This window comes from Methanomethylovorans sp. PtaU1.Bin093 (assembly GCF_002067275.1).
Taxonomy (GTDB): Archaea; Halobacteriota; Methanosarcinia; order Methanosarcinales; family Methanosarcinaceae; genus Methanomethylovorans.
In genome coordinates this window covers 14,219-37,655 of record NZ_MVQX01000089.1, presented here as the reverse complement: position 1 = coordinate 37,655, position 23,437 = coordinate 14,219, and the positions used below count along the sequence as shown (strand labels likewise).

26 protein-coding genes and 1 tRNA gene are annotated in these 23,437 nt (G+C 43.3%); 24 read left to right on the top strand and 3 right to left on the bottom strand.

What is annotated here, in order from left to right; genetic code table 11:
• A partial coding sequence (locus tag A4E24_RS10195; protein WP_292353245.1) for a hypothetical protein occupies positions 1 to 270 on the bottom strand: 270 nt, incomplete at its 3' end.
• A gap of 517 nt (positions 271 to 787) precedes the next feature.
• Between A4E24_RS10195 and A4E24_RS10190 the strand changes: the two genes are divergently transcribed.
• The 24 genes from A4E24_RS10190 (at position 788) to A4E24_RS10075 (ending at position 18,851) form a co-directional block, all read left to right on the top strand.
• Positions 788 to 975 (top strand) — tRNA-Trp (locus tag A4E24_RS10190).
• Positions 976 to 1,292: 317 nt separating this feature from the next.
• Positions 1,293 to 2,294 carry a response regulator gene (locus tag A4E24_RS10185; protein ID WP_292353244.1) on the top strand — a complete coding sequence of 334 codons (1,002 nt, stop codon included), beginning with the start codon at positions 1,293 to 1,295 and terminating at the stop codon, positions 2,292 to 2,294.
• 162 nt (positions 2,295 to 2,456) lie between these two features.
• Positions 2,457 to 3,047 carry a 50S ribosomal protein L15e gene (locus A4E24_RS10180; RefSeq protein WP_292353243.1) on the top strand — a complete coding sequence of 197 codons (591 nt, stop codon included), beginning with the start codon at positions 2,457 to 2,459 and terminating at the stop codon, positions 3,045 to 3,047.
• 20 nt (positions 3,048 to 3,067) lie between these two features.
• Positions 3,068 to 3,499 (top strand): RNA-binding domain-containing protein, encoded by a 432-nt coding sequence (locus A4E24_RS10175; RefSeq protein WP_367121182.1) that lies wholly within the window; start codon positions 3,068 to 3,070, stop codon positions 3,497 to 3,499.
• The gene (gene rnp3, locus A4E24_RS10170) at positions 3,492 to 4,229 is read left to right on the top strand and encodes a ribonuclease P protein component 3 (protein WP_292353240.1); all 738 of its coding nucleotides are present in this window, start codon (positions 3,492 to 3,494) and stop codon (positions 4,227 to 4,229) included. The genes A4E24_RS10175 and rnp3 overlap by 8 nt, the downstream gene beginning before the upstream one ends.
• Positions 4,226 to 4,594, top strand: a complete 369-nt coding sequence (locus tag A4E24_RS10165) for an Rpp14/Pop5 family protein (RefSeq protein WP_292353238.1) — start codon at positions 4,226 to 4,228, stop codon at positions 4,592 to 4,594. Before rnp3 ends, A4E24_RS10165 begins: the two co-directional genes overlap by 4 nt.
• A gap of 63 nt (positions 4,595 to 4,657) precedes the next feature.
• Positions 4,658 to 5,443, top strand: coding sequence for an archaeal proteasome endopeptidase complex subunit alpha (gene psmA, locus A4E24_RS10160; protein ID WP_292353237.1), 786 nt, complete (start codon positions 4,658 to 4,660; stop codon positions 5,441 to 5,443).
• Between the two features lie 61 nt (positions 5,444 to 5,504).
• Entirely contained in the window at positions 5,505 to 6,197 is a 693-nt protein-coding gene (locus A4E24_RS10155) for a ribosome assembly factor SBDS (RefSeq protein ID WP_292353236.1), read from the top strand.
• Positions 6,198 to 6,208: 11 nt separating this feature from the next.
• Entirely contained in the window at positions 6,209 to 7,027 is an 819-nt protein-coding gene (rrp4, locus tag A4E24_RS10150; protein ID WP_292353235.1) for an exosome complex RNA-binding protein Rrp4, read from the top strand.
• A 63-nt stretch (positions 7,028 to 7,090) separates the two neighbouring features.
• Positions 7,091 to 8,074 (top strand): exosome complex exonuclease Rrp41, encoded by a 984-nt coding sequence (gene rrp41 / locus A4E24_RS10145; RefSeq protein WP_292353234.1) that lies wholly within the window; start codon positions 7,091 to 7,093, stop codon positions 8,072 to 8,074.
• On the top strand, positions 8,055 to 8,846 hold the full coding sequence (rrp42, locus tag A4E24_RS10140) for an exosome complex protein Rrp42 (protein ID WP_292353233.1): 792 nt from the start codon (positions 8,055 to 8,057) through the stop codon (positions 8,844 to 8,846). Before rrp41 ends, rrp42 begins: the two co-directional genes overlap by 20 nt.
• A gap of 62 nt (positions 8,847 to 8,908) precedes the next feature.
• Positions 8,909 to 9,196, top strand: a complete 288-nt coding sequence (locus A4E24_RS10135) for a 50S ribosomal protein L37ae (protein ID WP_292353232.1) — start codon at positions 8,909 to 8,911, stop codon at positions 9,194 to 9,196.
• Between the two features lie 12 nt (positions 9,197 to 9,208).
• Positions 9,209 to 9,346: a DNA-directed RNA polymerase subunit P gene (locus tag A4E24_RS10130; protein ID WP_292353231.1), complete on the top strand. Its 138-nt coding sequence runs from the start codon at positions 9,209 to 9,211 to the stop codon at positions 9,344 to 9,346.
• Positions 9,347 to 9,449: 103 nt separating this feature from the next.
• Positions 9,450 to 9,806, top strand: coding sequence for a hypothetical protein (locus A4E24_RS10125; protein ID WP_292353230.1), 357 nt, complete (start codon positions 9,450 to 9,452; stop codon positions 9,804 to 9,806).
• A gap of 8 nt (positions 9,807 to 9,814) precedes the next feature.
• On the top strand, positions 9,815 to 10,069 hold the full coding sequence (locus A4E24_RS10120; protein ID WP_292353229.1) for a KEOPS complex subunit Pcc1: 255 nt from the start codon (positions 9,815 to 9,817) through the stop codon (positions 10,067 to 10,069).
• Between the two features lie 48 nt (positions 10,070 to 10,117).
• On the top strand, positions 10,118 to 10,471 hold the full coding sequence (locus tag A4E24_RS10115) for a prefoldin subunit beta (RefSeq protein WP_292353228.1): 354 nt from the start codon (positions 10,118 to 10,120) through the stop codon (positions 10,469 to 10,471).
• Between the two features lie 76 nt (positions 10,472 to 10,547).
• Entirely contained in the window at positions 10,548 to 11,522 is a 975-nt protein-coding gene (locus A4E24_RS10110; RefSeq protein WP_292353227.1) for a bifunctional oligoribonuclease/PAP phosphatase NrnA, read from the top strand.
• Between the two features lie 30 nt (positions 11,523 to 11,552).
• A complete protein-coding gene (locus tag A4E24_RS10105) occupies positions 11,553 to 12,857 on the top strand; it encodes a phenylacetate--CoA ligase family protein (protein ID WP_292353246.1) in 1,305 nt (434 codons plus the stop codon).
• Between the two features lie 41 nt (positions 12,858 to 12,898).
• Positions 12,899 to 13,336, top strand: a complete 438-nt coding sequence (locus tag A4E24_RS10100; protein ID WP_292353226.1) for an ACT domain-containing protein — start codon at positions 12,899 to 12,901, stop codon at positions 13,334 to 13,336.
• A gap of 88 nt (positions 13,337 to 13,424) precedes the next feature.
• On the top strand, positions 13,425 to 13,781 hold the full coding sequence (locus A4E24_RS10095; protein ID WP_292353225.1) for a DUF2103 domain-containing protein: 357 nt from the start codon (positions 13,425 to 13,427) through the stop codon (positions 13,779 to 13,781).
• A gap of 16 nt (positions 13,782 to 13,797) precedes the next feature.
• Positions 13,798 to 14,784 (top strand): methanogenesis marker 12 protein, encoded by a 987-nt coding sequence (locus A4E24_RS10090; protein ID WP_292353224.1) that lies wholly within the window; start codon positions 13,798 to 13,800, stop codon positions 14,782 to 14,784.
• A gap of 37 nt (positions 14,785 to 14,821) precedes the next feature.
• Entirely contained in the window at positions 14,822 to 14,947 is a 126-nt protein-coding gene (locus A4E24_RS10085) for a hypothetical protein (RefSeq protein ID WP_292353223.1), read from the top strand.
• A 350-nt stretch (positions 14,948 to 15,297) separates the two neighbouring features.
• Positions 15,298 to 17,670, top strand: a complete 2,373-nt coding sequence (locus A4E24_RS10080; RefSeq protein WP_292353222.1) for a glycosyltransferase family 4 protein — start codon at positions 15,298 to 15,300, stop codon at positions 17,668 to 17,670.
• 2 nt (positions 17,671 to 17,672) lie between these two features.
• Positions 17,673 to 18,851 (top strand): glycosyltransferase family 4 protein, encoded by a 1,179-nt coding sequence (locus tag A4E24_RS10075; protein ID WP_292353221.1) that lies wholly within the window; start codon positions 17,673 to 17,675, stop codon positions 18,849 to 18,851.
• 265 nt (positions 18,852 to 19,116) lie between these two features.
• Here the strand turns inward: A4E24_RS10075 and A4E24_RS10070 are convergent, their stop codons facing one another.
• The gene (locus A4E24_RS10070; protein ID WP_292353220.1) at positions 19,117 to 19,680 is read right to left on the bottom strand and encodes a hypothetical protein; all 564 of its coding nucleotides are present in this window, start codon (positions 19,678 to 19,680) and stop codon (positions 19,117 to 19,119) included.
• 526 nt (positions 19,681 to 20,206) lie between these two features.
• On the bottom strand, positions 20,207 to 22,861 hold the full coding sequence (locus A4E24_RS10065) for a hypothetical protein (RefSeq protein ID WP_292353219.1): 2,655 nt from the start codon (positions 22,859 to 22,861) through the stop codon (positions 20,207 to 20,209).
• Positions 22,862 to 23,437 lie beyond the last annotated feature (576 nt).

Sequence of the window (23,437 nt, the reverse complement as noted above, 5' to 3'; positions counted from 1 at the left end):
ACTCGACAAATCTTTCAATGAATTTGAAAATTCTGATAACTGAGTATCGAGAGTCCGGTCGTTCACATCGAAAATAGTCATCTGTTCTTCTTTTGCCTTTTTAAGAGCATCGTCAGGCATCATCTGAACATGTGTAGACCATCGTGCCAAAGCATATTTATAAGCTTCTTTAGTGGATTTGGAGGTATTGGATTTTCCGATATATTTCTTAAAAGCCGCATCAGTCGCAATCTCTTCCATCGTAAAAATGTGTTTTTCATCGTTTTCCATATAATCACAAAAAAAACGTTATGCATTGCACCTATAAATAAGTGTTCATTTTTGCCTACCTAATTTTTCATAGGTGTTCGGCAAAAATTGCATATTTTGACTTTCGTACTCAGATTGTTTTTAAGAGATCCACTCTTAAAGGGTTGGTCCTCAATGGAACATACGTTTTTGTTGCTGGCAAGTGCCACAATATTCTCTCCATAAATTGTGGTAGATAGGAAAGAGCAAGTGTATTGACGCTCAATTCTGAAGACAGAGTTCTTTGCAGTTCTTTTAGAACATAAGATTTCTAATGCAACTTTTACTTTCTCTTCCTAACCCACTTATACTAAGAATTAATATTATTTAAAAGTATTTAGAAATGCATGCATACAACTTTTTTATACTGTCGCATACAGTTGGCCAAATAAGCAGAGTATTGACCCCCTGATAAGATCACAGGAAATACCCATTGATCCGAAAGCAATTACCGATAGATATATCAGTGATAAGATGTATTCAGGGGATTAACCTATCTGGGGTTGTGGCCTAGCCCGGCATGGCGACGGGCTCCAGCGGATAGATGATGAACAACGGGTCTACTGAGATATGTCCGACGGGGCTTATCAGTGAGGAGCCGTTGGAGCACTGATATGTGCTCAGGATGCTGAGAAGCATTTGTTCGGAGAGACCCGTCGATCGTGAGTTCAAATCTCACCAACCCCATTTTTTATAAAAGTAGCAGTTTGGCAGATACATGACATGTCCGGCAAAAGGTATTTACTACTTCCGAACTTTTAGGTAATACGATACTTATTTACTTATTGAAATATATATATATGTACTTTATGAGGGAAAAGATGTTTGAAGGATGGGCAATAGCATGTTTGGGAATCGCGTGTCAAAAGACATAGACGATATTAAGGTCTTTGAAAAAATGACACACAAATATATATACTCCAAAGGGAACGTTATATTTGATAATAGAAAATCCAAAATAACTATACATGCTTCCCTGAATAACAGATTTATGAGAGGTTACCATGATAGGATCAGATCTTGACAGGGTATTAGTAGTTGATGATGAGCCGGCTATCGTAGATCTCATGGAACTTTATCTCAAGACAGATTATGAAATAATCAGAGCATATAATGGAAAGGAGGCTCTTGAGAAAGCCAGATCCGAAAAGCCTTCGGTAATAATACTTGACGTAATGATGCCCGATATGAACGGATATGAGGTCTGCAAGGTCTTGAAGACGTCGGTAGAGACACAATTCCTACCTATTATAATGGTAACAGCGCTTTCAGGCAAGGATGAGAAGATCAAAGGCCTTGAGTCAGGTGCAGACGAATTCCTAAGTAAGCCCGTAAATAGGCTCGAACTTGTGACCCGTGTAAAATCCCTCACGCGAATAAAACATCTTCAGGACCGGATACTTGCTGAACGTAATTATGCATACCAGTGTATCGATGTGGCCGGAGTGCTAATGCTTGTAGTGGATCGCGAGCAAAAGATAAATCTTATTAACCGTACAGGAAATGAAGCCCTCGGGTATGATGAGTTTGAACTTATTGGCCAGAATATGTTCGATGTGCTGGTCTTACAGGAAGAAAGAGAGAAGGAAAAAGAAAAATTCAGAGACATCATAACGAAGAAGATCGAAACTCCACACTTATTTGAGAGAAAGATCCTTAAAAAGGACGGAGGGACAATAATTGTTAGCTGGAGCGAGTCCCCTATCTATGACAGTGATGGAAATATAGAGGCATTGATATGTTCCGGAAAAGACATCACTGAACTCAGGATGAAAGATGACCTGTTGCTGAATTTGAGTGAAATGAGAGATAGGTTCACTGGCGTGCTCAACCAGGACCTGATGGGTCCGGTTACCGAGATACAGGATTATGCACAGGTTCTTCTCGAACAGGAAACTGAAACAGAGAATATAGCATATATTGAGAAGATAATGCAAAATATATCTACTATGACCGAAACTCTGAAGAATGCCTCAGCTTATCTGGACCAGCGGCCAGAAAATTAAATATGACATAAGGATTGGAAGTATGATCTAAAAGGCATTTGGCAAAAACATTTAAATCATATCATGTGCGTAGTAGTTTCGTTTCATTCGGGAGCGATCCCGTGGGAATGTGACCCAAAATGGGTTGAACCGTGAAACTGAAAATGAAACAAGGTGAACATATTGTCAAAATCTTTTTATGGATATATAAGAGATGCTTGGAAGAACCCTGATGAAACTTATGTCAAGGACCTTAGGTGGGAAAGACTTCAGGAATGGAGAGAACAGGGTTCCATTGTAAAGATCAGAAGGCCTACCCGTATAGACCGTGCAAGGTCCCTTGGATACAAGGCTAAACAGGGGATAATAGTGGTGCGTGCGAAAGTAAGAAGAGGAAGCCGCAGAAATCAAAGATATGTCCGCGGAAGGCGCAGCCACAACATGGGTAAGAACAAGACCACTGCGGGTAAAAGTATCCAGAGAATTGCTGAAGAGCGTGCATCCAGAAAATACCCGAACATGGAAGTCCTTAACTCCTACTGGGTAGGCGAGGATGGAAAAGGCAAGTGGTACGAAGTGATCCTTGTGGATCCCAGCCACCCCGTGATCAAGAGCGACAACAATCTTAATTGGATCTGCAACAGCAGCCAGAAGGGGCGTGCTTTCCGTGGAAAGACAAGTGCCGGTGTAAAGGGCAGAGGCATGGGTAAACGTGGTACAGGAACCGAGAAGAACCGGCCCAGTATCAGGTCTAACATGAACAGGGGCAAGTGATCCATCATATAAATTTGCGAGTGATAGCTCACTCGACAGAAGAAAGGTCCAGGGTCATGGATGCCCTGGGTCTGTTTTTAAAGAACTCTTTTAGGGATAAAGGCCCGGATTCGTTTTCAGAGGTAGTCGATACTATTGAAGCTGAAGGACACTATGGAAATCCAATAACTATCTTCAGCACACAGCTTACCCGTAAGCATGATACAATGGCCTTCTCAGAGTTCGTCCACAATAATATGACATTGGAAGATATTGCGATCCTTCGGAATGAAATGCCCGACAGGCTTGATGATGACCAGGTATTCCACCTGAGGTTCGATAAACAAGAAGCTTACATGGGCCGTGTGAAAATTGTTTCGTCCTCTGATGCTATAACTGCTAAAGTGAAGATAGAAACATATCCAAAGAACAGGGAAATGGCAGGGAAGATAGTGGAGGAGTTGTTTGGTTGAAAGGTATTATGATCTTTGCATCCGTTACCTGCCTGAAGATGACCAGGCAATGGAAAGATTCCTCTCAATTGCTACACATTTTGGTTTTAAAGGTGTAGGAATAGCACAGGTACCAAATAGCAAATCACTGATATCATATACTGGCCCTCGTAATTCTTTTTTTGATCTTGTACATGGAGTGGAGATACATGAAGAGAATCCTTCTAAACTCCACTCCCAGATCAGCCACTGCGCTAAAAAAGTCGATTTTGTGATGGTAGAGGGAGGAACGGATAAACTGAACCGTTCAGCAGTTGAAGCTGCAAATGTGAACATATTATCTTTGCCTTTTGGTATCAAGGATGGCGGCTTGGACCACGTGATCGCAAGATCTGCTGCTGACAGAGGTATTGCCATCGAGTTCGATGTTGGATCCCTGATAAGATACCGAGGCGGGAAAAGATTGCATGCGGTCTCAGAACTTGAGCAGCGCCTTATGCTTGCAAGGAAGTTCGATGTGCACATGGTACTGACCAGTGGTGCACGGTCCATCTATGATATACGGGGACCAAGAGAGCTCATTGCATTGTCAAGTTTGTTCGGAATGACAAAGGAAGAAGCAATAAATGCCATGACCGCTATACCTGCTGCTATCCTTAGAACGAAAAGAAAGACCCATGGCTTTATTATGGATGGTGTGGAACTCATAGAGGAACAGGTCCCTCCTGAAAGGCAGGAGGAATTCTGTTGAAAACACTTCCTTCCAGCTTAAGACAAAGAAAACGTTATCTTGCAATAGAGATAATTACGGAACGCGAAGTATCCAGAGAAGAACTTTTACGTGAGATCTTCTCTGCTATAGGGTCACTGTATGGTGATATAGGTTCCAGCGAATGTGGAGTTAGATTGCTTGATTTTGGAAACCAGAAAGGGATACTGCGCTGTTCCCACAGGATGGAAGAAAGATCTCGTGCAGCGCTTGCCACAATAACAACTATTGGTGGACAGCGTGCAATAGTGCATGTACTGGGCATATCGGGTACTGTGAAGGGTGCAACACAAAAGTATATAAGTGTGCAGCAATATCAGAACCCGAGCACATTAATATATAAGTAATAACAATGTTCATAGAACAGAGCCGAAGAATAGATAGTTTGTTAACATAGGAGATGATTAGATATGCAAATGACGCCACAGATGGGTTATGATCGTGCAATCACAGTATTCAGTCCGGATGGAAGGCTCTTTCAGGTGGAATATGCTAGGGAAGCCGTGAAGAGAGGAACAACTGCCGCAGGCATCAAGGCAAAGGAAGGCGTTGTACTTCTTGTGGATAAAAGAATTACCAGCAGACTAATTGAAGCTGAATCCATAGAGAAGATCTTCCAGATAGACAGCCACATAGGTGTTGCTACTTCCGGGCTGGTGGCCGATGCCCGCTCACTGGTCGACAGAGCCAGAGTTGAAGCACAGATCAACAAAGTATCCTATGATGAGAACATAGGTGTTGAAGTGCTTGCAAAGAAGATCTGCGATCACAAACAGAACTACACTCAGTTTGGAGGGGTCAGGCCTTATGGTACTGCGCTCTTAATAGCAGGAGTGGATGACACCAGACCAAGACTATTTGAAAGTGATCCAAGTGGTGCCTTGCTGGAATATAAGGCCACGGCCATCGGTGCGGGCAGGAACACCTTCATGGAAGTTTTCGAAGCGGAGTACCGCGGGGATCTGGGCATTGATGAAGCAATTCTGCTTGGCATGACCGCCTTATACAAGTCCACCGAAGGAAAGATCGATGCTGCAACACTGGAAGTGGGAGTAGTTACACTACAGGACCGTACATTCCGCAAGCTTGCAGAAGAAGAAGTCCAGCAATATGTTTCGAAGGTCCTTGAAGAACAGAAAAAGGAAGTAAAAGAGGATGCCGGTTCCGTTCCCGACAATGGGGCTGCCGGTGAGTGAAAGACTCGAATGACATAAAGTTATATAAAAATACTTCGTGTATGAATGTGGGGGATATAAAATGGTATCTCTTGATGAATGCGTTATTGCAAGACTTAAGAAAGGCAAAAATCACTATGAGGTCTTTGTTGAGCCTGAGGGAGCACTGGCACTGAAAAAAGGGGATGAAGTAAATATCGAAGAGATCATTGCGGTCGAATCCATTTTTTCTGATGCTGGACAGGGGGAACATGCATCTGAATCCGATCTTCAGAATATCTTTGGCACACTGGATTCCCTGATCATTGCAAAGGAGATCATTTTACATGGAGAACTGCAGTTAACCAAGGAGCAGAGAAAGCATATCCTTGACGAGAAGACAAAGCGCATAATCAGTACGATCGCACAGAATGCAATAAATCCACAAACCAAAGCTCCTCACCCTCCTTCGAGAATAGAGAAGGCCATGGAAGAGGCAAAGGTCCATATTGACCCATTCAAACCCGTAGATGAACAAGTGATGATCGTGATGAAGGCCATCCGCCCGATCATACCTATACGCTTTGAAGAAGTACAAATAGCAGTCAAAGTACCAGCGGTATACGCTCCAAAATCATATGGGGAGATTGCCAGGTTTGGGACCTTGGTCAAGGAACAATGGCAGCAAGATGGTTCATGGGTAGGTGTTGTGAAAATGCCGGCTGGAATGCAGAACGATTTTTATGGTCTTGTGAACCACCTTACCAAGGGTGATGCTGAAACTAAACTTTTATAAGAGGCTAGATAATGGATAGAGAAATTGTAGTTCCGGGTCAACTTCTTTCCGATAATACGAATGATTCGGGCTCCGGAACCTATGTAAAGGAGGGAAAAGTATATTCCCTCCTTTATGGAGTAGCTAACATAAAGAATAAGATATCTGTTATTCCATTTTCTGGGAAGTACATTCCTTCCAGAAAGGATTTTGTCATAGGTACTGTTTTTGAGACAACCTCTTCAAACTGGATCTTTGATATTGGGTCTCCTTATGATGGCCTGTTGCATGTATCAGAGTACCCCCGGAGGGTGGAATCATCCATGATGAGGGAGATCTTTGACATAGGAGATTGTGCTATCCTCAGAATAAAAGATGTTGATGCCTCCATGAAGATAGAACTCACCCTTCGAGAGAAGGGATTAAGAAAGATCAAAGGGGGCAGACTGCTTGAAGTGCCTTCCACGAAAGTTCCCCGCGTCATAGGGCATAACGGTTCCATGGTCTCCATGTTAAAGAAGGAAACTGGCTGCGAGATATTCGTGGGGCAGAACGGAAGGATATGGATAAATGGTAAAGACGAGAATATGGATAAGCTTTCAGAAGCTATTGATATGATCATCCGTGAATCCCATACTTCCGGCCTGACAGACAAGATCAGCCGATTCCTTCAGGTAGAAGAGAAAACCGACGATACAACCGTGTATGAAGAAGCTGGAGACACTGATATCGAGCAGGGAGAGGTTGTGGAAGATATAAATTCTGCAGATGAGGAATACAGTGAAGACCCGGAGAAAGTTGACGAGACCAGCAGAAAGGTAGATCAGCTACTGGATACAGAGGAAAACTGAAAGTTTACTGTATGTTCTGCACATGATCAGAAAATAGATTTAGTATATATTGGAGAATGTATTATGGCTAATAAACCTGAGAAGTTCATTGATGAGAATGGCCTGCGCCTGGATGGACGGGCAGTTGATGAGATCAGGCCCATGACCATCGAGATAGGTGTCTTATCAAGGGCTGACGGTTCATGTTATTTAGAGTGGGGTAAGAACAAGATACTGGCAGCAGTATATGGTCCTAGGGAGCTGCATCCCCGCAGGATGCAGAAACCTGATGAGGCCATAGTGAGATACAGGTATAATATGGCAGCTTTTTCAGTTGAGGACAGGGCAAGACCCGGACCAAGCCGAAGAAGCATTGAGATCTCAAAAGTTAGCAGGGATGCTTTTGCCCCTATCATAATGACAAAATATTATCCCAGTGCAGTAATAGATGTTTTTGCAGAGGTATTGCAGGCGGATGCAGGCACCAGGACAGCAGCAATTAACGCTGCATCCATCGCTCTTGCTGACGCCGGTATTCCGATGAAGGGGCTCATATCGGCATGTGCTGTAGGTAAAGTTGATGGACAGCTGGTGCTGGATTTGAACAAGGATGAGGACAATTACGGGAACGCAGACCTTCCCATTGCCATGACCCAGGACGGAGAGATATCCCTTCTGCAGATGGATGGAAATCTTACAAAGGAAGAATTCAAAAAAGCACTGGAAATGGCAACAGAAGGCTGCAGACAGATCCTCGAGATCCAAAAGGAAGCCTTGAAAAAGAAGTTCGCATCTCATGAAGAGGTCGTAGAAAGCCTGGTAGAAGTTGCTGAAGAAAAAGCCGAGGATATCCAGAACGAGATCGAACTGATAGAAGAGGATTTTGAAACATCTGAGTTTGAAGATGAAGAAGGCATCGAAGTGATCGTAGTTAAAACAGATATATCTGAGCCTGCTGATGAAACATCCGGAGAGGATTTCACAGAATTTACTGAAGGCGAAGGGTCAAAAACAGATGAAACTGAGGATCCTGAAGCAGAGAAGGTAGGTGAAAGATATGAGCAGTGAAGTAATGGCCTCACTTAAGAAGGATTACATCTACAACCTGATGCTCAAAGGGAAAAGGGATGATGGACGCTCATTCGACGAGTATCGAAGAATTACCGTGCAGACAAATGTCATTGATAAGGCAGAAGGTTCTGCAAAAGTGTGTATAGGAGAGACCCAGGTACTGGTAGGGGTCAAACTGCAGGTAGGAGCCCCATTTTCTGATTCACCTGATGAAGGTGTCATCATCACAAATCTGGAGATGAACCCGCTTGCTTCACCGGACTTCGAGGCAGGACCCCCGAAAGAAGGTGCTATCGAGATGGCAAGGGTCACCGACAGAGGGATCCGGGAATCAGGCGCAATTGATTTAAATAAGTTATGTATTACGGAAGGAGAAGAAGTCTGGATCGTATTCATAGATGTGCATGTACTGAATGACGATGGCAATCTTCAGGATGCATCATGTCTTGGTGCGATCGCTGCCCTCATGACCTCAAAGGTCCCTGCTGAAAGGGAAGGCAAGGGAGAGGATATGATGATGCCGATCAGAGATATGCCTATAGGCGTTACACTGGTGGACATAGGCGGGGAATTGATGGTAGATCCGGGACTTGCAGAGGAAACTGTAGCAGATTCAAAATTGACCATATCATCCAACCAGAACGGTGCGATCTCTGCGATGCAGAAAACAGGAGAAGGCATGCTGACACAGGAACAATTGTTGAAAGCAGTGGACATGGCATGTGCTAAAGCTGAAGAGATCAGAGAAAAATACCTGCTGAACATCTGAGGGCAAATGGTCATTGATATAAAAAGTTAATTTCAGTATACTGAAGATCAAGGAGAATGCTCATGGCAAAGAAATATTCAAGGAAAGGACGTGTGACCAGATCTGCAGGGAGATTTGGTGTGAGATATGGTAGGAAAGATCGCAAACTGGTTGCCGATCTTGAAGAAAAGATGCATATGCCCCACACCTGTGCAAAATGTGCACGTCCGACCGTAAGGAGAATAGGAACAGGCATCTGGCAGTGTAAAAAATGCGGCTATACTTTTGCCGGCGGCACATTCCTGCCTCAGACACCTGTAGGCCTTACAGTTGCCCGCTCTGTAAAGAAGGCGACAGAGATCCTGGAGTGAGTGATAACAACTATGGGATACAAGTGCACACGTTGCAAAAAAGTGGTAGAGATAAATTATAGGGCTCTCGGTATACGCTGCGACTATTGCGGACATCGTATACTTGTCAAAGAAAGGCCTACCTCTATCAAAAGAATAAAGGCCGAGTAGAAGTATGTTAATTACTTCTTCTCGCAAACCTTCAATAAATACCAGGGCTCTTTGCAAAGACCTTGCCTCTTTTTTTCATTGTGAGAGTATCAACCGTGGCAAGATGGGAATGAAAGAAGTGCTTTCCCTGGTAGAAGATGCTCATGGACCATTATTGATAATAGGAGAATACCACGGGAATCCCGGAAGTCTGATCTTCTATACGCCGGATGGTCGGGAACTGCTTTCTATTCGGATAAGTGTAACTGCTGTAAAGAAGCTTCAGAAAAAGGTATCTCCTAAAATAGCACCTGTAGCAACCGGGCATGCCGATATTGCACCTGTTCTGGCGAAGATACTTGCAATAGAACTAGTTGATGCGCCTTCTTCTCCCCTGGTTCTCAACATATCAGATGATCAACTCGATTTTATGTATGAAGGCCAGGAACTTTTCAGGTTGAACATCAGAACTATCCGGTAAGTGATCCATTGGAAGCAACTGCAGAATCGGTCTTTGAAACAGACAGGGCACTTCTCATATATAGGTCCCTGATGCCCGAGATAGGAACAACGGTCACTGAGAGATCAGAAATATCTCTGCAAGTGCTGGAAGATAGACTTATATTGAAAGTGATCGCATCAGACCTGGTCTCCCTGCGTTCCACAATGAACACCTGGTTACGCCTGATACAGGTAGCATATGAAGTGCTTGGGCATACCAGCATGGAACTGCAGTCCAATTAGAGAAACATTAAAATCATTTAAGGTTAATTCAGATTCAGGTGAAACCACATGAGTACGCAAATACCCCCTCAAGTACAGAACCAGATCGCTCAGTTGCAGCAGGTTCAACAACAAGCGCAATCACTTTCCATTCAGAGATCCCAGATGGAAACTCTGCAGAAAGAATCTGAACTTGCTCTTGAGGAACTTGAAAAACTTCCGGATGATGCGGTAATATACAGGACGGTAGGTGACCTGCAGATAAGATCTGAAAAGCAGGAAACTATTTCCAAGCTTAAAGAAAAAATAGAAACATTATCTTTAAGGGTCCAATCTATCTCAAGACAGGAAGAACGCATTTCAAAACGCTTTACTCAACTGCAGGAACAAATACAGCAGTCAATGGGCCAGCAGGCACAATAAGTGCTCTGCCCTTTCCCCCTCCCTCTCTCTGCTTTAATGCTCATACTACTTTATTAAGTGATGAGTAGAGGTTTCGATGCAGGTTGATGAAATAGAATTCTATAACCGCCTTCTGGACTTCAATAAGATATTATATCTATGTCACCGGAACGCCGACCCGGATGCAGTTAGCAGCGCCTTTGCACTTGCCGAAGCACTTGGTGGAACAGTCGGGCTTGTAGATGGCTGTAATAAGATGGCTGCACTACTTATCGATAAGCTGGGAATAGATGCTATTGATAAACCTGATCCTTCTGAATACGATATCACTCTGGTGGTAGATACTTCCACCAGTTCCCAGCTCAATGATATCAAGCTTGGGAAGTATTGCGTGATAGATCATCATTCCACAACCGCCCTTACAGAGAATGCTGAGTTCTACCTGCACCGTAACGCTACATCCACAGCTGAGATAGTTTTTGAGATCCTCAAATGTATGGATGCACCGATCATGCGGCGCACAGCACTCGGTCTGCTTACGGGCATAGTAACAGACACCGGGCATTTTAAGCATGCAACGGCCGAAACTTTCCGTAACGTTGCGGAAATAGTCATTACTAGTGGAGTAGAATACGCAGATGTGCTGGAAATGATGGCTGCAACCCCCCAGGATATATCCATGAGGATAGCAATGCTTAAGTGTGCCTCCAGAGCCACGATAGAGAGAATAGATGATTGGCTGGTGGTTTGTTCACATGTTAACTCCTTTGGTGGTGCAGCATCCTCTATGTTCCTGAACATCGGTGCAGATGTAGCTTTCATTGGTACTGAAAGGGATGACACGATCCGGGTGAGCGGCCGTGCCAAAAGGGAAGCTGTCAATGCCGGGGTCAACCTGGGAAAGATCATGGAAGAGATAAGTTCCAGGTATGAAGGCACGGGCGGAGGGCATGCAGGAGCAGCCGGAATAGATGTAGTGGCAGATATGAACGAAGTACTGAACGAATGTAAGGAGCGTGTCAGAATGATACTGGAAAATAAACCCAACCCATCCATCTGCGAATCCTTCTGATATCCATATTCCATGAACAGAGGCGAATATATGATAGAATACTGGAATCCTCTTATCGAAAGAATGCCCCTTGAGGAGCTAAACAAATTACAGGAAGAGAAACTGAAAAGTATAGTGAGATACGTTTACGAGCATTCTGACTTTTACAGAAAGAGGTTCGAAGAAGCAGGAATAAGACCCGAAGACATCAAGACCCTTGCAGATGTCACTAAATTGCCATTTACATATAAAAAGGACCTGAGGGACACTTATCCCACCGGGATGTTCTGCGTACCCAATGAACAGCTTGCCCGTTTCCACGTATCTTCAGGCACAACAGGAAAACCCACTGTTGTCGGATATACAAAGAATGACATCCACGAGTGGGCAACCTCGCTTGCAAGAGCCATGACTTCCATAGGTGTAGGAAGGGGAGATATTATTCAGGTAAGCTATGGTTACGGCCTGTTCACCGGAGGGCTCGGCCTGCATTATGGTGCTGAAGAAGTAGGCTCTACGGTATTGCCCACAAGTTCCGGTAACACAGAAAAGCAGATAGAGCTTATGAAAGACCTGGGTACTACGACTATGGCATGTACGCCATCCTATTTCCTCTTCATGACAGAAGTGGCAAAGAGCATGGGAATAAGCCTGAAGGATGACACCAAACTTAAGATCGGTATATTCGGAGCCGAACCGTGGTCGCAACAAATGCGTGCAAGGATCGAAGAGATCACGGGTATCAAAGCTTATGACGTATTTGGGACTTCGGAACTAAGTGGCCCTCTTTTCACCGAGTGTACCTATCAGGATGGTATCCATATCTGGGCAGACCAGTTCCTGATAGAAGTAATTGACCCTAAGACCGGGGAACCTTTACCTGACGGGGAAAGGGGAGAGCTCGTGATCACCACCCTTGCCAAGGAAGCATTGCCGCTCATAAGATATCGTGTCGGAGATAACACTGTGCTCAACAAGGAGCCATGCAGATGTGGCAGGACACATCCGCGTATCATGCGGATACTTGGCCGTGTGGACGATATGCTGATCATAAGAGGTATCAATGTTTTCCCGGGACAGATAGAGTCCGTGCTCATGAACATTCCGGAAGTAGGAGAACACTTCCAGATCATCGTGGACAGAGTTAACGAGCTTGATGTGATGACCGTGCAGATAGAAATGACCGACGCTGCCTTCAGCGACAAGGTGAACGATATAATAAAGCTTGAAGAGAAAGTGGCTTCAGCTTTGCATAAAGTATTGAACCTTGCAGTGAAGGTCGAACTTGTGGATCATGGAAGTCTTCCAAGGTCTATGGGAAAATCCAAGAAGGTCATCGACAACAGGAAATTATAACAACTGATACCGCATTGAATAATTGAACAGATGGTGGTCCTATGGAAAACAAGATAATAAAACAGATATCACTGTTTTCGGAGAACAAGCCTGGAAGGCTTGCAAACATCGCAGATAAGTTCAGGGATGCAGGAGTGAACATCCGGGCTTTCACCATAGCCGAAGCTGGTGACTTCGGGATCATAAGAATGGTTGTGGACAAGCCAGACCTGGCGCATGAGGTATTGCATGAGACAGGTTTCACGGTCTCAGAAACGAATGTGCTTGGCGTAGAGATGGAAGATGTGCCCGGAGGGCTTGCTAAGATAGCTGATGTGCTGGGCAAGGAGAACATCAATATAGATTATGCCTATGCTTTTGTCACAAAGACAGAAAAAGCGCTGCTCATCCTGAGGGTCAACGATATAAGATCTGCGATCAATGCTCTGGAAAGAAATAGCATTAAGTTGGTAGATATGCGGGATATAGAAGATATCTGATATCCTGTTTCTTTTTTAGACTTCCTGATCTGGTTATTTGGAACAAAAACCACTACGCATTTATAGCACCTGTTAGAATTCCCATGAGATGAAAGAGGACATCAGGCAGTGTTCTACTGTCGCGCAACCCCACAATAAGATCGGGGGCTCCCATACGACAATAATTGGGGGCAGGCACGGCAAAAAACTTGTGCGGCTCATAAGCCTTCATACAGAAGTTAAGAAGATAGTTCCTTCAGTGATCACTGTGAGAGGAAAGAGCAATCCTGGTGGTCTTATCATTGGTAAAGTACTGCGACCGGATGACAGAGGCAACCTGAGGCTCTTGATCTCCCATGGCACGTCTTCCCAGGAACTGAGGATAATCACGACCGTGGGAGATCTACAAGGCGGAGAGCGCATAATGAATGAACTGAACCAGATGATAGAGGAACATACCAATTGAGCGGAGCAAGAGTAGAATGATCTATGTCGGAGTGGACCATGGTACGACAGCAATGAGATTCACTGCGTTGTTCGAAGGAACACATGAACCTGTGAATCTGGAAATATTACGCACAGATGCAGCGGCCATGTCAGGGGAGCAGATCATAAGTGCCCTTGAAAAGAGTTTCGGTGTTGGCAAAGAAGATATAGGGCTTATAGCAGTCACCTATTCCATGGGTGATGGCATCACTGCTATAGAAGATATCCACACTGTGCAACACAGAGGTGTCCAGAGTATAGAAGGCGCCGGTCAGAAAACAGGAGGTGGGTCAAAGGTATTTGATGCCATACTTAATTCCGGCATACCTGCGGTAGTGATACCGGGAATCCACGAAGGCAGTAACACTGATCCCAGAATGAATATATTTTCTCATTCCACCAGCCCCGAAAAGATAGGTATTGCATACCACGCCTTTTGTCAGGGATCTCAGGATTTTGTGCTATCTGACATCAGTTCGAACACTGTTACCCTGGGGGTAGCACAGGGAAGGATAATAGGGGCCATAGATGCCTGCATATTTGCACCCGGCCTACGCCATGGGCCGTTGGATGTGAGAGCGATCCGCGAAGTTGATAAGGGACAGAAAAGCGCTAATGAGGCATTCACAAATACCGGTGTGCTCAAAAGAGCAGGTTATTCTGACAGGCAAGAGTTAATTGATGCTGCAGACAGGAAAGAACCACAGGCCTTACTGGCGCTTGATACCCTGGCGCTCTTTGCTGCCATGGAAATAGCCAGCATACAGGTGCTATTGAAGGATTACGGTGTACATGGAATTGTATTTATAGAAGGTTCAGTAGCTGAGATACCATATGTTGTTAAAAAGATAGAACAGCACCTTGGTGTGCAGAGCCATGTACTTGACAGATGGAGCGCTGCTATTGGTTGTGCTGAAATTGCCAGGGACATTGCCATGGGTGCAAGGGAAATACTTGGCCTTGAAGTGAAGTACGGATTGTGAAAGTCGGTGGCATTCCTTCGGATGCAGAGGAGAAAGGATGCTGGAACTCGGAAAAGTTCCTGATGTATCGCCTCTGTGCGGGCTCATAACACATCATCTGCAGTTACAGCAAAATTACATTCAACTTGTGAAAAGGAACAGAGAGATCGGGAATGAAAGATGATCAAAGTGATCCGCTTTTGAACCCGGGATCTGTTGTCCGTAATCATTTTTTATTGGATGTAAATCGATATTAGAGAGAAAAAGACACTAGAGGTAATATTCACCAAACCTTTATATAAAGAAAGTGTTACCTATTGACAGGTTTCTACAGAATTGTCTTTGCAAGGATGAGTTAAATGCTAAAGGTGAGGAAGAGGTCTTGGGATATTCATATACGTTGCTAAAGCATCTGGATAAATATTATTTTGAATTCTCATGTCTTATCGGATGATAACATCAATATGCCTGAAAATTGATGCTATGTAGAAATGGGTTCTGCAAATACGGATAAAGATCAGTAAGAGGTATAATATGAAGATTGCAATCGTTGCACCAAGTCCTGTGCCTTTCACTATCGGAGGAGCTGAACTGCTGTTAAGTGGTATGCAGGATGCCATAAACAATTATACTTCACACCAATGCGAACTCATAAAACTGACAACTAAAGAGAATACCTTCTGGGATCTGGTTGAATCTTATTATAAATTCTATCAATTGGACCTATCGCATTTCGATATGATCATTTCCACAAAATATCCTTCATGGATGGTCAGACATCGTAACCACATAGTATATATGGTCCATCCTTTAAGGGGACTGTACGATACATATCATGTGTGTAATGATGATCCTGAGGTGCCCTATCAACACAGGACCGGCCTTGTTAAAGAGATCCTTGACATCACTGAGATCCGGATCAGAAAGGACAAGAACGTAGAAGACCTGTTCCATAAACTATTCCAGCTGAGAGCAGAACAGGATAATTACGCTAAAGAATTATTCACATTTCCAGGACCGTTCATAAGAAAGATAATCCATTTTCTTGATCATTGGGCATTGTCATATGAGAATATCAGAGAATATTTTTCAATTTCAGAGAATGTAAAAAGACGGCAAGATTACTTTCCGCCTTCTGCACGGGTCAAGGTCATATATCCACCTTCAAAGATAGAGGATTTCGAATGTCGTGGCTTTGAATACCTTTTCACTGCAAGCAGGCTGGACAGCCCAAAGCGCATAGACATACTGATCGAGGCGATGAAATTTGTTCCACATAACATCAAGTTAAAGATCGCAGGTGAGGGACCCGAAAAGACCAGGCTCATGGAACTGGCTCAGGGTGATGCAAGGATAGAATTCCTGGGGTTCGTTACAGAAAATGGACTGGTCGACCTATATGCAAATGCTCTTGTCATCCTGTTCGTTCCTCAGGATGAAGACTATGGTTACATCACCATTGAAGGAATGATGAGTGCAAAACCTGTTATAACAGCATTTGACAGTGGGGGTCCCCTGGAATTTGTGTCAGATTCAAAAACCGGGTTCATAGTCGATCCTGATCCTAAACATATCGCAGATAAAATAAATTATTTCGTTGAACATGTGGAAGAGGCCAGAAAAATGGGCCTTCTTGCAAATGAAAAAGTGAAAAAGATCTCATGGAGTAACTTTGTAGCTAAACTAATAGGAGAAAGGGATACCCGATCCCAGAGAAAAAAGAAGGTCCTTGTATTGGCTACTTACTCCTGTTATCCGCCAAGAGGGGGAGGCCAGCAAAGGCTATATAATATATATTCCAGACTTGCAAAGAAATTTGATGTGACCATTTGCTCCATACTTGAAAATGATAAGGAGGAGCAGAAACTCATCTTGAAGAACGGACTGACACAAATATGTATTCCACAGAGCATCGAACATGCAAGATGTCAGTGGGAAATAGAAGGAAAGACCGGTTTGAACCTATATGATGTCCTTATGATAGATCTTGTTGAAAGATCTGAGAACTACATTGAAAAAGTAAAAAAGTTGGCTGATGATGCCGACATAGTTATATTCTCACACCCATACCTTTTTGTGATGAAAAACTGGATCGATCTGAATGAAAAGATCATCGTATATGAATCACACAATGTAGAATACCTTCTTAAAAAGGACTACGCAGGTATCCGTTACTCTCAAAAGGTATTCGACATTGAGAAAGAAGCGGCTGAAAGATCGGACCTTGTTTTTACAACCTCTGATGAGGATAAGGAACATCTGATGCTCTTATATGGTATTGCCCCAAATAAGATCCTTGTAACTCCTAATGGAGTAGATACATCAAAAATTGAACTTATAGGCCTGGAAGAAAAGAAGCAGCTGAAAAAAGAAGTTGGACTCGCTGATCACCACACTATTCTATTTATTGGCAGCTGGCATCCCCCGAATTTGGAGGCTTTGAAGTTCATTCTGGATGAGATCACCAGTAAATTATCGGACTGTATCTTTTTAGTTATCGGAAGTATAAAACATTATTATATACACGAATATGACAAAATCCCGAAAAATGTCCTGGCTTTCGGTGTTGTCGATGAAGATGAGAAATATGAGCTTTATAAACTGGCAGACCTGGCCATAAATCCCATGTTCAGCGGCTCGGGAACGAATTTAAAGATGCTGGATTACATGAGCGCAGGCATCCCCACCATCAGCACTCTTACAGGTGCAAGAGGTCTGGATATCGAAAGTGGTAAACATGCCCTGATATGTACCGAAGATCAGATGAGTGAAAAAATAATCGAACTGATGAACACGGAAACACTACGAAACATGTTAAGGCTAAACGCAAGGAACCTTGTTGAATCCAGATATTCATGGGATAGGATCGCAGCATCCATAATTGCAAAATTGAAGGAGATCTCTTAAACTTGAAGATCGCTTTTGTTGTCCAAAGGTATGGACAAGATATTGTAGGAGGTGCCGAATACTTCACAAGGCTGGTAGCCGAGAGAATGAGACAATACCATGAGATCGAGATCCTTACTACCTGTGCAGCAGATTATCACTTCTGGAAAAATGAATATCCTGAAGGTCTTGATATACTGAATGGGGTTCGTATACATAGGTTCAGGAACGCAGCAAAAAGAAATCCAAATAAACATACAAAGATACAGGAAACTGTCTATTACTCTGCACATACCGTAAACGATGAGCTCTCATGGATAAACGAACAGGGACCAAATTGTCCCGAACTGGTGCAGTACATTTCTCATAACAGGGATAACTATGATTGCTTTGTTTTTTTTACATTCCGATACTATCCGACATATTATGGGATAAAGGAAGTCACAAACAAGTCACTAGTCGTTCCTTTTGCTGAAAATGACCCTGCTCTTGACCTTACCACAACAAAGGAGATCTTTGAAAGAGCAAATGGAATTATATATTGCACACCTGAAGAGAAAAAGCTGGTTGAAAGAAAAGTCGGTATCAGTAAAGGTAAAGCATCTGATATAGCAGGGTGCGGTATCGAGGTACCGAAAAGCATACTTCGTACTGAAAATGAAGAACTGCAAAATAAGCAATATGTGCTATATATTGGCAGGATCGAAGGATCAAAAGGTTGTTATCAATTATTCGAATACTATCAGAGATTACTGAAAGAGTTTCCGGATATTCCCACCCTTGTACTTGCAGGTCTGGATGCAATAGAGATACCAAAGCACGATAAAATAAAATACCTTGGTTTTATCTCCGAAGAAGAAAAGTATTCTTTACTGGGTGGGGCACAATTTCTGATCATGCCCTCGCCTTATGAAAGCTTATCGCTGGTCACCTTGGAAGCAATGGCCAGCGGAACAGCAGTATTGGTCAATGGTGAATGTGACGTGTTAAAAGGACATTGCCTCAGAAGCAATGCAGGCCTGTGGTACCAGAACTACGAAGAGTTCAGGGAATGCTTTAGATTCTTATGCTCTAATGATCACCTGAGATCAAAGATAGAAGATAATGGAAGAAAATATGTGAAAAAGAATTATTCGTGGGAAGTAATTGAAAAGAAATACCTCCAATTGTTCGGTCTATTTGACCAAAGTCAAAAAAGCTGATGCAATTAGATACCAAAGGTTTTTCGCTTTTAATATTAATAAATAAAAACTGTTGGCCATCTATTGTCGAACTGGGCATAAATTGCTGCAGCAAGTATCACGCAACCATATACACCTAATTTGATCGTCTTTAGTATCAGTTATATCACCGTTTTTTCCTCAAGATCTGTTCCTCGTAATTTTGTATACTTTTCCTCTTGATCTTAGAGAAATAAACAGATAAACAGGTACCTGGCTTTTTTCTGGTACCTGCTGTGTATCATAGTTACTTCCTGAAGTAGTAGACAGCACCTGCGATCATAGCTACCAATGCCAGCGCAGCTCCTGCTACATAGGAACTATTGTTATTGTCCGCATTTCCATCTGTGTTTACTTCGGTAATCTGCTCTACAGTGACATTTGTACCAGAAGTCACACTGACTGGCTCGTTATTTATCGGTCTGCTTCCTGCATCCTTTGGCTGGACAGCAGTAGCACTGATCTCTAGTATGCGGGCCTCACCATATCCACTTGATCTGTGGGTCTCGCTTTCTGTTACGGTCTCTGAAGTTGGTGTCTCCACAACTTCAGGCTCCTCAGTGACAGCCTGGTCGACTGTGTCCACAACAGGAGCAACTACTTCTACTTCTTCTGAACCATCAGTGTCATTGGATCCATCAGATCCCTGCTCCTCACTTGTAGCATTGTCCTGTTCATCCTCAACAGGTTCTACTACTTTTACAGGTTCAGCATCGTTACCAGAGTTCTCAGAGGGATTTGCAGGAGGCCAGCAAGCCTGAGCACTTGTAGTTAAAGCTATCAAGACCATCAATGCAATCAACATTCGCATTTTAATCACCTTGCATATCATCGTTTTTATCTGAATCACACAACCTTCTTTGCTCTTCTGAAGCTTTGTCTTTTTGTTGTAAGACAAAGAGAGATCAGATATTCGCATATTTATACTTTGTTAATATATTAAATATGTTTATAATCATAATGATGAGATTTACAGCAATGAAGGATCGAGGAGAATAGGAAGAACATCTCTCTAAAGATTAAAAAAAGAAGAGAAAATCATTGAAGGTAATGTGCAGCCACCTAATAATGTCAATGAAACTTATATGCATCATTGTTGATCATAAATACAAAATATGAAATAACCAGTTCTGTTTACGTTAATGAACAAAATATGTACCAGTAAAGGTCAGATCAGATATGATACATGAATAGAACACAAACCGAACTGTAAAGACACACTAGTAAAAAATATGTAGAAGTTTATTTCCTGCTTAAACTTCTACATTTGTGCAAAAGCACATCATAGTTCTCTAATTTTTGTGCTGTTCATCAGTGACTCCTTTTAAAAAAGGAGATCATGTCCAGGCACCTACAACCGGGGTCACGCCTGTCCAGCCAAGACCTATGATCTCATATCCTGAGTCAGTCTGGATCAGGAAATTGTGGCCTGCTGTATTGTATATACCAAGTTCTGTTGTGCTGTCTCCGTCCCAGTCACCTACAACCGGCCTGGTGTTTGCCCAGCCGAACCCAGCGATATTCGCAGAGTTAGTTCCCGGGTTCCAGAGGGCCCAGGTACCAGCATTGTCGTAAACACCTACTTCTTCAGTACCATTGCCATTCCAGTCACCTACGACAGGTGTCACACCAAGCCAGCCAAGACCGATAACTTGTGGACCGGATGTGCCCTGAATAATGAAATTGTTTCCAGCAGTGTTGTAGATACCAAGATCTGTGGATCCATCGCCATTCCAGTCACCTACGACCGGCAAGGTGTTTGCCCAACCGAATCCAACAATATCAACAGCATCAGCGCTATTGGTAGTCGTGTTCCACAGAGCCCATGTACCTGCATTGTCATATACACCGACTTCCTCAGCACCGTCACCATTCCAGTCACCTACGACAGGGGTTACACCAGGCCAGCCAAGACCAAGGAGATCATAGCCTTCCTCGTTGGTTTCATTCTGGATCAGGAAATTATTTCCGGCAGTGTTGTAGATACCGACCTCTTTAAAGCCGTCTCCGTCCCAGTCACCCACAATAGGTTGAGTGTTTGCCCAGCCGAATCCAACTATATCTGCATAGTTGAACGTTTCACTCCACAGAGCCCACGTACCCTCGTTGTTATAAACACCTACACTGTCATTGACCACTTCAGGCTGCAACCTTAAAATAACTAGACCGTTGCCATGATCGGCTACATATAAATCTTTGCCTGAAACAGCAACACCATATGAAGTACCTGCCGTGTTAAAACCGCCTGCAGGAGTCACTGAAGAAACGTTTGATACATTCAGAACAACAACTCCACGAGTATCATCAGCCACAAAGGCGTAATTTCCCTGTACAGCAACCGTGGTTGCAGATCCAGCAGTGTCATATGTGCTTATGAGCACTGGTGCAGAAGCATTAGTTACATCGAAGATCAAAAGACCAGTGGTTCCATCGGCCAGATAGACATAATTGCCTGCAACAGCGATACCATATGAATACCCAGGTGTATCATAGCCGCCTACAACAGCAGGTGAGGCAGGATCGCTGACATCTATGATCGCAAGACCATTAGTACCGTCGGCTACGTAGGCGTAATTACCTGAAACAACAACATCCTCTGAACGACCGTTGGTGTTACATGTACCTACGCGGCGTATGTTGGTCTTGGTAGTGACATCAAATATAACAAGACCCATTTCATTAGCTGCTACATAGGCATGATTGCCTGCAACGGCAACATCATAAGCAAAGTCACCTATTTCTTCCCTGTCACTGACAAGCTGTGATGTGCCTGTTGAAGGTGAAAGAACTGAGGCATCAAATACAACCAAACCGCCTTCACCTGCAGCTAAATAGACATAATTGCCTGATGTTGTCACACCGGAACAAAAAGTAGTTGTCGTAAATCTGCTTTTTATGTTAAGAGAAGAAGGATCTGCAGCATCCACTGTTATAAGACCACCGTGACCAAAGGCAACATAGGCCTTATCGTTCGAGAAAGCAACATCACGTGCATAACCTGCCCAATTGTAAGTGCCTATATTAGTTGGAGAAGCAGGATTGCTGACATTCACAATAGTAAAACCGCTGTAACCAGAAGCTACATAGGCAATATCGTCTGCCACTACCACATCATAGGAATGACCAGCAATAGCACGGGTGCTTACTAGAGATGGTGAAGCAGGATTAATGACATTTAAGATCACAAGACCATTGGTACCATCAGCTATGAAGCATAAATTGTCTGAAACTGCGATGTTCTGTGTGTATCCGGCAGTGTCGAGGGTACCTGCAGAAGTAACAGATGTTGGAGTGCTGATATTCGCGATCACAACACCAGCAGAACCACATGAAACATATGCGTAGTTGCCTGCAACAGTGACATCTATTGCACCGGTGGTTACGAGACTACCTGCAAATGTCGGGGAAGCAGGGGTACCTACATTGACCACTGTCAGGTTCGATCCATCTGCTACATAGGCATAGTTGCCTGATACATCGACACCCTGTGCATCTCCGGCTGTGTCATAACGACCTGTACGGGTCATAGATAATGAAGGACTTGTGATATCTACGATGTAAAGGCCCTGGCTGGCACAGCTCAGGTATGCATAATTGTCTAAAACAGCAACACCCATCACATTACCCGGTTGAGTGAATTTGCCAATGAGGGCTGGGGAAGAAGGATCAGTGAGGTCGAATATCAAAAAACCACCAGTGTTGTCTGCTACATAGGCAGTGGTATCTGATATTACAATATCTTCCACAATACCATCAGTGGTAACGGCTGTTACCTTTGTCGGTCTGGCAGTATTAGTGATATCCATCACAACAAGGTCCTGACCCTGTCCGACATAGGCATAGTTGCCTGATATCGCAACGCCGGTAATACCTCCGCCCAGCTTGCTGACAAAATCTATATTGATCTCATCAGCTGCACCTACTCCGGAAACCATTACCAGAAGTAGTAAAATTATTCCACATTTTATCTGTTTGTTTAACTTGGTTTGCATTTATATCACCAGTCCTTATGAGGAACTAACAATTGTTTATGAAAATATATTTCAACTTATATAATGATATTATTATATTTAGAGCTTTTGATTTACTGATTATAACATATACTGAATATCAATTGCAGCAGAAATGTATGATAATTTGATGAAAATTAATTTGTCTGTTAATTTCTTATCAGACTTCTGAACATCACAGCTCATTATACAGTTTGACCCCGATTATTCGACAGAGAGACCGTTAATCGGAAACTCAGCCTTTTCCAGATGGGACCAACGGATGCAAGAAATAGAAAACATTTTTTTAGGGTTCCGATAACAAAACTCTGTTTTGATCGATCATTACATGCGCTATATAAAATAATTGTCAAATAACAGGTTTTTCTAAATCCTCTGTTGTACAATATTTCGCTAAGTATGTACCTGTTTCAGGTGAATATATCTATATAATAGACCTAACCAATGTTTCTAAAAAGGAAGTGAGAAGATCGAACATCTTAAATGTGGAGGTTCTGCTTGAGAACTGAATGGAACCTCCTTACAGGTTCAGAGGCCATTGTCAGTTTGATCGTCATC